This window comes from Rhizobacter sp. P3_B12, assembly GCF_056402895.1.
This window is the reverse complement of record NZ_JBFUGN010000159.1, coordinates 1-9239: the sequence shown is the minus strand read 5'-3', so window position 1 is coordinate 9239 and position 9239 is coordinate 1. Positions and strand designations below refer to the sequence as shown.

Genomic DNA, 9239 nt, shown 5'->3' with positions numbered 1-9239 from the left:
GTGCCGTGTTGATACGGCACACATGCTTTCAGCAGTTGGACCATTTGGAACTCCTCCCAGAATTCGAAGCCGAGTCTAGCCACGCCATCCGACTTTCGCCAGGGGGTGATGCCATCTTTATTTCTTAAGTCATCTCCCACGAACTTGGGGGGTGAAGGAGTCGCACCGTTGTAGTACCGCGCGCGGCCCGACGACAGAATCGCGCCCATGTTCACCGCCGCCATCTTCGACATGGACGGGCTGCTGCTCGATTCCGAACGCACCATCATGCAGGCATGGCTCGCGTCGGCGCGCGCGCTCGACGTGCTGCTGCACGAGGCCGACTACATCGGCGTGATCGGGCTGGCCCATGCCGAATCGACCGCACGGCTCAYCGCGCTGCTCGGCAGCACGCAGGCCTACGAACGCGTGCAGCGCGATGCGGCGCGGCGGCTCGCGCCCGAGGCCGGCACCGTGTTCGCGCTGAAGCCCGGCGCGATGGTGCTGCTGCAGGCGCTGCGGCAGCGCGGCGTGCCGTGCGCGGTGGCCTCGTCGACGCAGGTGGCCGAAGTGCGGCGCCGCCTCGCGGTGGCCGGCATCGATGGCTTCTTTCGCGCGGTGGCCGGCGGCGACGAGGTGCCGCGCGGCAAACCCGACCCGGCCGTCTACCTGCTCGCCGCCCAACGCGCCGGCCTCGACCCGCACAGCTCGCTCGCCTTCGAGGACAGCGACCACGGCAGCGCCGCCGCGCGCGCCGCCGGCCTGCAGGTGGTGACCGTGCCCGACCTGAAGACGCCCGATGCGGCGAGCTCGCTGCAGCAACTGGCCTCGCTCGCCGACGCACTGCAGCACCTCGACGCCTGGTTCCCGCCCGCCCCCAGGAACACCCTGCCCGGGCTTTAGGCGTTTACTAAACAGGAAGGGGTTTCTACACTGGCCCGATCGTGGCCTCAACGCCCTCCTCTCTCCCCACCGAAGACACTGCACGCCGGCTGCGCTGGGCGCATGGCGATGCGGAGTTGCACGCCTTCGGCGGCATGCTGGCGCCGGTGCGCTTCCGGGCCGCCGGGCAGGCGGATTTCTCGCCGCTGCATGTGGCGCCGTGGGCCGACGATGCGCAGGCCCACCCGCAATGGCCCGGCCTGCTCGGCCGCCTGCGCGGCGAATGGCCGTGCGTGCCGTTCGGGCGCTGCGACCGGCCCGACGGGTTGCCCATCACCTGGCAGGCCCGCCAGCCCGCCGACGACTGGGCGCACGGCTACGCGGCGCACCACCGCTGGCAGTGGYAGGACTCGGATGCGCTGTCGCTCGCGCTGCGCATCGAGATGCCGCCCGGGCACGCGGTGCAGCGCCTGACCCGCACCGTGCGCGCGGTGGCCGATGCAGCCGCGCTCGAGATCACGCTGCAGATCGATGCCCGCAAGCCGTGCCGCGTGCCGGTCGCGCTGCACCCGACGCTGCGCCTGGACATCGGCCGCGTGGCGCTCGACCTGCAGCACGACGGCGCGGGCTTCAACTATCCCGTGCCCACCGAGCCCGGCCGCTCACGGCTCAGGCCCGGAGCGCGCTTCGAGCGCCTCGACGCGGTGCCGCTGGCGGATGCCTCAACCGATGGCACGCAGGGCGACTTCACGCATTTCCCGCAGRCCGCCGACGGTGAAGACCTGCTGCAGCTGATGGACATCGTCGGCCCGGTGACCGCCCGCTACCTCGACGCCGGCTGGTCGCTGACGCTCGACTGGGACCGCGCGCTGTTGCCCGACCTGATGCTGTGGGTGAGCCACCGCGGCCGGCTCGCGCCGCCGTGGAGCGGACGGCATCTCGCGCTGGGCGTCGAGCCGCTGAACGGCGCCTGGGACCTGGGCCGCATCGGGCGTCCGCCCGCCGACCACCCGCTCGCGGCGCGCGACGGCATCGCACTGCACCCCGACGAGCCGTGCGTGATCCGCTATCGCCTGGCGGCCCGGCCGCTGCCACGATGAACTCGGACGGCGTCACGATCCGCGACATCGCCGAGGCGGCCGGCGTCTCGATCGGCACCGTCTCGCGCGCGCTGAAGAACCAGCGCGGCCTCTCCGACGAAACCCGCCGCCAGGTGCGCGAGGTCGCCCGCACCCTCGGCTACGACCCCGGCCGGCTGCGCTCGGCCAAGGCGCGGCGGCTGTTGTTCATGGTGCACCGCCACCACAGCAGCTTCTCGCTGAACCCGTTCTTCTCGCAGGTGATGCATGGCGTCGAAGAGGCCTGCCGCGAGTTCGGCGTGGTGCCGACCGTGCTCAGCGCCGGCCCGGCCGACCCGGTGCGCCAGCTGCTGCGGCTGCACGAGCCCGATGCGCTGATGGCGGCCGGCTACTTCGAGGCCGAGGTGGTCGACCTGCTGCGCGCGATGGACCTGCCGCTCGCGCTGGTCGATTTCTGGATGCCGGGCTGCCGCGCGGTGAACCCCGACAACGCACAGGGCGGCTACCTCGCGACGCAGCACCTGCTGGCGCAGGGCTACCGGCGCATCGCCTACCTCGCCGGCTCGCTGGCGCACTTCAGCATCCGCGAGCGCGAGCGCGGCTACCGGCGCGCGCTGTTCGAGGCCGGCGTGCTCGCCGACCCCGACCTCGAGGTGGTCGCCCCGCCCGGCCTGGACACCTCGGCCGGTGCCGAGGCCGCGATGCGCGAGCTGCTGAAGCTGCGCCCGCGCCCCGATGCCGTGTTCGCTTACAACGACATGGCCGCGCTCGCCGCGATCCGGGTCTGCCAGGCCGCCGGATTGCGCGTGCCGCAGGACATCGCCTTCGTCGGCTTCGACGACATCGCCGCCGCCGGCTACGGCACGATGGGGCTGACGACGATGCGCGTCGACAAGGAGGCACTCGGCCGCACCGGGGTCGAGATGGTGATGCGGGGCGACGACATGCCGCAGGACATCGTCCAGCCGGTCGAGCTGGTGGTGCGGGACAGCAGCCTCTCGTAGCCCGGATGCCAATCCGGGATGTGTCCGACAAACCCCGGATTGGCATCCGGGCTACTAAACACGGCTTGTTTCGCGATCTGCGCTGACTCTTGCGCGGGAATCCCCCGTCAGAGCGTTCGGCGCCGCGGCCTATCCTGACCGGCGTGACCTCGACGTCACACCCCTACAAAGCAGGAGACAAGCGAATGACACGTCACCCTCTGAAGACATTCGTCGCGGTCGCATGCGCGCTCGCGTTCTCGGGCCTCGCGTCCGCCCAGCAAAGCGTGGAGGTGCTGCATTGGTGGACCTCCGGCGGCGAGGCCGCGGCGCTGAACGTGCTGAAGGGCAACCTCGAGAAGCAGGGCGTCAAGTGGAACGACATGCCGGTGGCCGGCGGCGGCGGCGAGGCCGCGATGACGGCCGTGCGCGCCCGCGTGACCGCCGGCAACCCGCCGACTGCCGTGCAGCTGCTCGGCTTCGACATCCAGGACTGGGCCAAGCAGGGCGTGCTGGCCGACCTGAACGCGGTCGCCGCGAAGGAAGGCTGGGACAAGGTCGTGCCGGGCGCGCTGCAGGCGTTCTCGAAGTACGACGGCAAGTGGATCGCAGCACCCGTCAACGTGCACTCCACGAACTGGGTCTGGGCCAACAAGTCGGTGCTCGACAAGGCCGGCGTCACGGCGATGCCGACCAGCTTCGACGAGTTCATCGCCGCCGCCGAGAAGGTGCAGAAGGCCGGCTTCGTCGCGCTCGCGCACGGCGGCCAACCGTGGCAGGACGCGACGCTGTTCGACAGCGTCGTGCTGAGCACCGGCGGCATCGACTTCTACAAGAAGGTCTTCATCCAGAAGGACAAGGCCGCGCTCGGTTCGCCGACGATGCTGAAGGCCTTCGACCGCATGGGCCAGCTGCGCAAGCTGGTCGACAAGGACTTCTCCAACCGCGACTGGAACCTCGCCTCGGCGATGGTCATCAGCGGCAAGGCCGGCTTCCAGATGATGGGCGACTGGGCCAAGGGCGAGTTCGTCGCGGCGAAGAAGAAGCCGGGCGTCGACTTCATCTGCATGCGCTTCCCCGGCACCCAGGGCATGGTGTCGTTCAACTCCGACCAGTTCGCGATGTTCAAGGTCGGCGGCGACAAGGCCGCGGCGCAGGCCAAGATGGCCAGCGCGGTGATGGACCCGGCGTTCCAGTCGGCCTTCAACGTCGTCAAGGGCTCGGTGCCGGCGCGCACCGACGTGTCCGACGCGGCGTTCGACGACTGCGGCAAGAAGGGCATCAAGGACCTGGCCGAAGCCAGCGGCAAGGGCGCGCTGGTCGGCTCGATGGCGCACGGCCACGCGGTGCCGGCCGGCATCAAGAACGCCTTCTACGACGTGATCACGCGCCACTTCAACGGCCAGATCGACAGCAAGGCCGCCGTCAAGGAAATGGTCGCCGCGGTCGACAACTGATCCCTCGATGAAGGCTCCCCTGATCGCGAAGGCGGTGCTGTCGCCGAGCGTGCTGCTGATCGGCGTCTGCGTCTACGGCTACATCGCCTTCACCGTCTGGCTGTCGTTCACGGCATCGACGATGGTGCCGGTGACCACCTTGTCCGGCCCCGAGGCGTACGTGCGCCTCGTCGGGCTGAACAACTGGGTGCTGTCGGTGAAGAACCTCGGCATCTTCGCGACGCTGTACATCCTCGGCTGTGGCGTGCTGGGGCTGCTGCTGGCGGTGCTGATCGACCAGAAGGTGCGCGCCGAGGCCGGCTTCCGATCGGTCTTCCTGTACCCGATGGCGCTGTCGTTCATCGTCACCGGCACCGCGTGGAAGTGGTTGATGGACCCGGGCATCGGGCTCGAACGCTCGATGCACGCGATCGGCTGGAGCAGTTTCGCGTTCGGCTGGGTCAAGGACAGCGACTTGGCGATCTACTGCGTCGTGATCGCCGCGGTGTGGCAGACCTCGGGCTTCGTGATGGCGCTGTTCCTGGCCGGGCTGCGCGGCGTCGACACCGAGGTGGTGAACGCCGCGCGGCTCGACGGTGCACGCACCTGGCGCATCTACCAGCGCGTGATCCTGCCGCAGCTCGGCGCGAGCTTCATCTCGGCCTTCGTGATCCTCGCGCACATGGCGATCAAGTCCTACGACCTGGTGATCGCGCTGACCAATGGCGGCCCGGGGCGGGCGAGCTGGCTGCCGTCGCTCTTCATGTACCAATACACCTTCACGCGCAACGAGATGGCGGTTGGCGCGGCCAGCGCGGTGCTGATGCTGATCGCCATCGCGATCGTCGTGATCCCGTACATCCTGCGCGAGACGCGCCAGGCGGATGCCCATGGCTGAGCGCACGTTGAAGAACGTGGTGTCACGCGTCGCTCCTCGCGTCGTCCTCTACGGCGTGCTCGGCTATGCCGCGCTGCTGTTCCTGATGCCGCTGTACGTGATGCTGGTCAACTCGGTGAAGCCGCTCGACGAGATCCGCGCCGGCGACCTGATGGCCTGGCCCGACGCCTTCACGCTGCAACCGTGGCACGACGCCTGGAGCCTCGCGCAGATCGGCGTGCAGGCGACCGGGCTCAAGCCCTACTTCCTGAACAGCTTCCTGATGACGCTGCCGGCGGTGCTGATCTCCACCGGCATCGGCGCCTTCAACGGCTATGTGCTCACGCAGTTCCGCTTCCGCGGCGCGCACCTGGTGTTCGCGATGCTGATGTTCTCGGTGTTCATCCCGTTCCAGATCGTGCTGATCCCGATGGCGCGCACGCTCGGTCTGCTGCACCTGGCCGGCACGGTGCCGGGGCTGGTGCTGGTGCACGTGGTGTACGGCATCGGCTTCACCACCCTCTTCTTCCGCAACTACTACGCCGCGTTCCCGGCCGAGCTGGTGCGCTCGGCGCGCATGGACGGCGCGCGCTTCTTCCGGCTGTTCTTCCGGCTGCTGCTGCCCAACAGCGTGCCGATCATCGTGGTCTCGGTGATCTGGCAGTTCACGAACGTGTGGAACGACTTCCTGTTCGGTGCATCGTTCAGCGACTACAGCAGCTTCCCGATCACGGTGGCGCTGAACAACCTCGTCAACTCGAGCACCGGGGTCAAGGAATACAACGTGCACTTCGCGGCGGCGTTCATCGCCGGCGCGCCGACGCTGCTGGTCTACATCGTCTCCGGCAAGTACTTCGTCCGCGGCCTGATGGCCGGGTCCGTCAAGGGCTGATCGCAGTTCCCCACACACACCATGGCAGACCTCGCCCTGCAAGGCATCCACAAGCTGTTCGGCGCGACCCGCGTGCTGCACGAGATCGACATCCACCTGCCCGACGGCGAGTTCCTGGTGCTGGTCGGCCCGTCGGGCTGCGGCAAGAGCACGCTGATGAACCTGATCGCCGGGCTCGAGGAGCCGAGCGGCGGGCGCATCGTGCTGGGCGGCCAGGACATCACCGCCGCCGGCCCGGCCGACCGCAACATCTCGATGGTGTTCCAGTCGTACGCGCTGTACCCGAACATGACGGTGGCGGCCAACATCGCGTTCCCGCTGGAGATGCGTGGCGTGCCGAAGGCCGAGCGCGAGAAGACCGTGCAGAGCGTGGCCGCGATGCTGCAGATCGACCACCTGCTGCAACGCAAGCCGCGCCAGCTGTCGGGCGGGCAGCGCCAGCGCGTCGCGATCGGCCGGGCGCTCGCGCGGCAGCCGCAGCTCTTCCTGTTCGACGAGCCGCTGTCGAACCTCGACGCGAAGCTGCGCGTGGACATGCGCGCCGAGATCAAGCGGCTGCACATGCGCACCGGCGTCACCACGATCTACGTGACGCACGACCAGGTCGAGGCGATGACGCTGGGCACGCGCATCGCGGTGCTCGATGCCGGGCGCATCCAGCAGCTCGCGACGCCGCTCGAGATCTACACGCGGCCGGCGAATCGCTTCGTCGCGACCTTCATCGGCTCGCCGTCGATCAACCTGTTCGACGCGACGCGCGATGCGGCCGGCATGTTGCGTTTGCCTGATGGGACTGYGATCGGCGAGCTCGCGAACGGACCGGCCGGCAAGGTGGCCGTCGGCGTGCGGCCGGAAGACATGAGCCTGCGCGACGACGGCCAGCTCGCCGGGCGGATCTCGCTGGTGGAGCCGACCGGGCCGGAGACCTATGCGCTGGTCGACCTCGGCCACACCGAGGTCACGGTGCGCATGAGCGGCCTGCCGAACGTGCTGCCCGGAGCCGAGGTGCGCGTGCATGTGCCGCCGCAGGCGCTGCATGTGTTCGCGTCCGAGACCGGCGAGCGGCTGAACTGACGGCTGGACAAGCCAGGAGGTGCATGCGATGGAAGCCTGGATGAACGACGTGCCCGCCGCGGTGCGGGCCTCGCAACGGCAACTGCGCCGCGACGTGCGCGACCTGCCCGGCCGCTTCGCGCGGCTCGGCGAGGCACTGGAGGCCGAGGTGGCCGCGATCCGCGCCGAGCAGGCGCAGGGCGGCGCGGTGCCCGAGCTGCACTACCGGGACGTGGCGGCCGGCAAGGTCACTGCAGCGCAGATGGCGCACATCAAGCGGCGCGGCTGCGTCGTGATCCGCCGCGTCTTCGACCCCGAAGTCGTCGGCGCGTGGAACGAGGCCATCGGACGCTACATCGACGCGGTGCAGTACCTGCAGCGCATGCCGCAGAAGGCGGGGCTGGACAAGTACTTCAGCGCGCTCGGCGCGAGCCGGCCGCAGATCTACAGCCTGTACTGGTCGCTGCCGCAGATGCAGGCGCGCCAGCATGTCGACATGGCGGCCACGCGCGCGTGGCTGAACCGGCTGTGGACTTTCGAGAAGAACGGCACCCGGTACTTCGACCCGGACCGGCAGTTCAACTACGCCGACCGCATCCGCCGCCGCGAGCCGGGCGATTCGACGCTCGGTCTCTCGCCGCATTCCGACGGCGGCTCGGTCGAGCGCTGGTGCGAGCCGACGTTCCGCCACGTCTACCGCGAGGTGTTCGACGGCGACCCGCTGGCCTTCGACCCGTTCGATGCCGAGGGCCGCACCGCGACGCGCGAGATCCCGTCGCCCGCGGTGTGCTCGGCCTTCCGCACCTTCCAGGGCTGGACCGCGCTGACGCGCCAGGGCCCGGGCGACGGCACGCTGAAGCTGGTGCCGATCGCGAAGACCACGCCGTGGATGCTGCTGCGCGCACTGCAGCCCGACGTGCCCGACGGCGACCTGTGCGGCGCGCAGCCGGGGCGCGCGCTGGGCGCGTCGCCACAGTGGCATGCGCCGCTGCTGGCGGGGCTGGTGTCGATCCCGCAGGTGGAGCCGGGCGACACCGTGTGGTGGCACTCCGACGTGATCCACGCGGTGGAGGACCAGCATGCGGGCAGCGGCTACAGCAACGTGATCTACATCGGCGCGGCGCCGTGGTGCGGCAAGAATGCCGCCTTCGCGCAGCGCCAGGCCGCGGCCTTCCTGAAAGGGCGCAGCAGCCCGGATTTCGCGCCCGAGGACTACGAACTCGGCTTCGAGGGCCGGGCGCGCGAAGACAACCTGAGCCCGCTCGGCCGCATGCAGATGGGGCTGAGAGAATGGCCCTGAGCTGACCGATTCTTCTCGATGACTTCCATGACCACGACGCCGCCCCTGCCCGATTTCCGCCGCCCCGAGCCGCTGCTCGCCCACATCCGCCACACGCTCGCGTTCTACGACGACCGCTGCCGCGACGACAGCGGCGGCTTCTTCCACTTCTACAAGGACGACGGCACGGTCTACGACCGGCGCACGCGCCACCTGGTGAGCAGCACGCGCTTCGTGTTCACGCAGGCGATGGCGTTCCGCCGCTTCGGCGAGCAGCGCTACCTTGAGAACACGCGCCACGCCTTGCGCTTCCTGCAGCAGGCGCACCTGCAGCCGAACGGCGGCTACGCATGGCAGCTCGACTGGGACGGCACGAAGGCCACCGTGCAGGACGGCACCAACCACTGCTACGGCCTCGCGTTCGTCGTGCTCGCGCATGCGCATGCGCTGATGGCCGGCATCGAGGAGGCGCGTGCGGGGCTCGATTCGAGTTTTGCGCTGATGGAGCAGCGTTTCTGGGAGCCTTCGCGCGGGCTCTATGCCGACGAGGCCGACGCCGCGTGGAAGGTGGGCAGCTACCGCGGCCAGAACGCGAACATGCACAGCTGCGAGGCGATGATCGCCGCGTATGACGCGACGAAGGACGCGAAGTACCTGCAGCGCGCGCTGACGCTGGCCGAGTCGATCACGCAGCGCCAGGCGGCGCTGGCCGACACGCCCGACGGCCCGCTGGTGTGGGAACACTACCGCGCCGACTGGTCGGTCGACTGGGACTACAA

Annotated in this window: 10 protein-coding genes; 9 read left to right on the top strand and 1 reads right to left on the bottom strand. The window is 69.4% G+C overall.

Annotation, left to right across the window (positions count from 1 at the left end):
• Positions 1–233, bottom strand: a 233-nt coding sequence (locus tag AC1D01_RS11380) for a hypothetical protein (RefSeq protein WP_477866186.1), incomplete at its 3' end; no start/stop codon positions are given.
• On the opposite strand from AC1D01_RS11380, the gene AC1D01_RS11375 reads away from it, so the two are divergent.
• The 9 genes from AC1D01_RS11375 to AC1D01_RS11335 form a co-directional block, all read left to right on the top strand.
• Positions 208–882, top strand: a complete 675-nt coding sequence (locus AC1D01_RS11375) for an HAD family hydrolase (protein ID WP_477866184.1) — start codon at positions 208–210, stop codon at positions 880–882. The genes AC1D01_RS11380 and AC1D01_RS11375 overlap by 26 nt on opposite strands.
• A gap of 41 nt (positions 883–923) precedes the next feature.
• Positions 924–1961 carry a hypothetical protein gene (locus AC1D01_RS11370; RefSeq protein ID WP_477866182.1) on the top strand — a complete coding sequence of 346 codons (1038 nt, stop codon included), beginning with the start codon at positions 924–926 and terminating at the stop codon, positions 1959–1961.
• Positions 1958–2944 carry a LacI family DNA-binding transcriptional regulator gene (locus AC1D01_RS11365; protein ID WP_477866180.1) on the top strand — a complete coding sequence of 329 codons (987 nt, stop codon included), beginning with the start codon at positions 1958–1960 and terminating at the stop codon, positions 2942–2944. The genes AC1D01_RS11370 and AC1D01_RS11365 overlap by 4 nt, the downstream gene beginning before the upstream one ends.
• Before the next feature lie 185 nt (positions 2945–3129).
• Positions 3130–4380 carry an ABC transporter substrate-binding protein gene (locus tag AC1D01_RS11360; RefSeq protein WP_477866178.1) on the top strand — a complete coding sequence of 417 codons (1251 nt, stop codon included), beginning with the start codon at positions 3130–3132 and terminating at the stop codon, positions 4378–4380.
• A 7-nt stretch (positions 4381–4387) separates the two neighbouring features.
• Positions 4388–5257 (top strand): carbohydrate ABC transporter permease, encoded by an 870-nt coding sequence (locus AC1D01_RS11355; RefSeq protein WP_477866176.1) that lies wholly within the window; start codon positions 4388–4390, stop codon positions 5255–5257.
• Positions 5250–6128: a carbohydrate ABC transporter permease gene (locus AC1D01_RS11350; RefSeq protein WP_477866174.1), complete on the top strand. Its 879-nt coding sequence runs from the start codon at positions 5250–5252 to the stop codon at positions 6126–6128. The genes AC1D01_RS11355 and AC1D01_RS11350 overlap by 8 nt, the downstream gene beginning before the upstream one ends.
• A gap of 21 nt (positions 6129–6149) precedes the next feature.
• Entirely contained in the window at positions 6150–7202 is a 1053-nt protein-coding gene (locus AC1D01_RS11345; RefSeq protein ID WP_477866172.1) for an ABC transporter ATP-binding protein, read from the top strand.
• Positions 7203–7230: 28 nt separating this feature from the next.
• Positions 7231–8481 carry a YbiU family protein gene (locus AC1D01_RS11340; RefSeq protein WP_477866170.1) on the top strand — a complete coding sequence of 417 codons (1251 nt, stop codon included), beginning with the start codon at positions 7231–7233 and terminating at the stop codon, positions 8479–8481.
• A gap of 27 nt (positions 8482–8508) precedes the next feature.
• Positions 8509–9239 (top strand): AGE family epimerase/isomerase (locus AC1D01_RS11335; protein ID WP_477866188.1); only part of this gene is annotated, 731 nt, incomplete at its 3' end.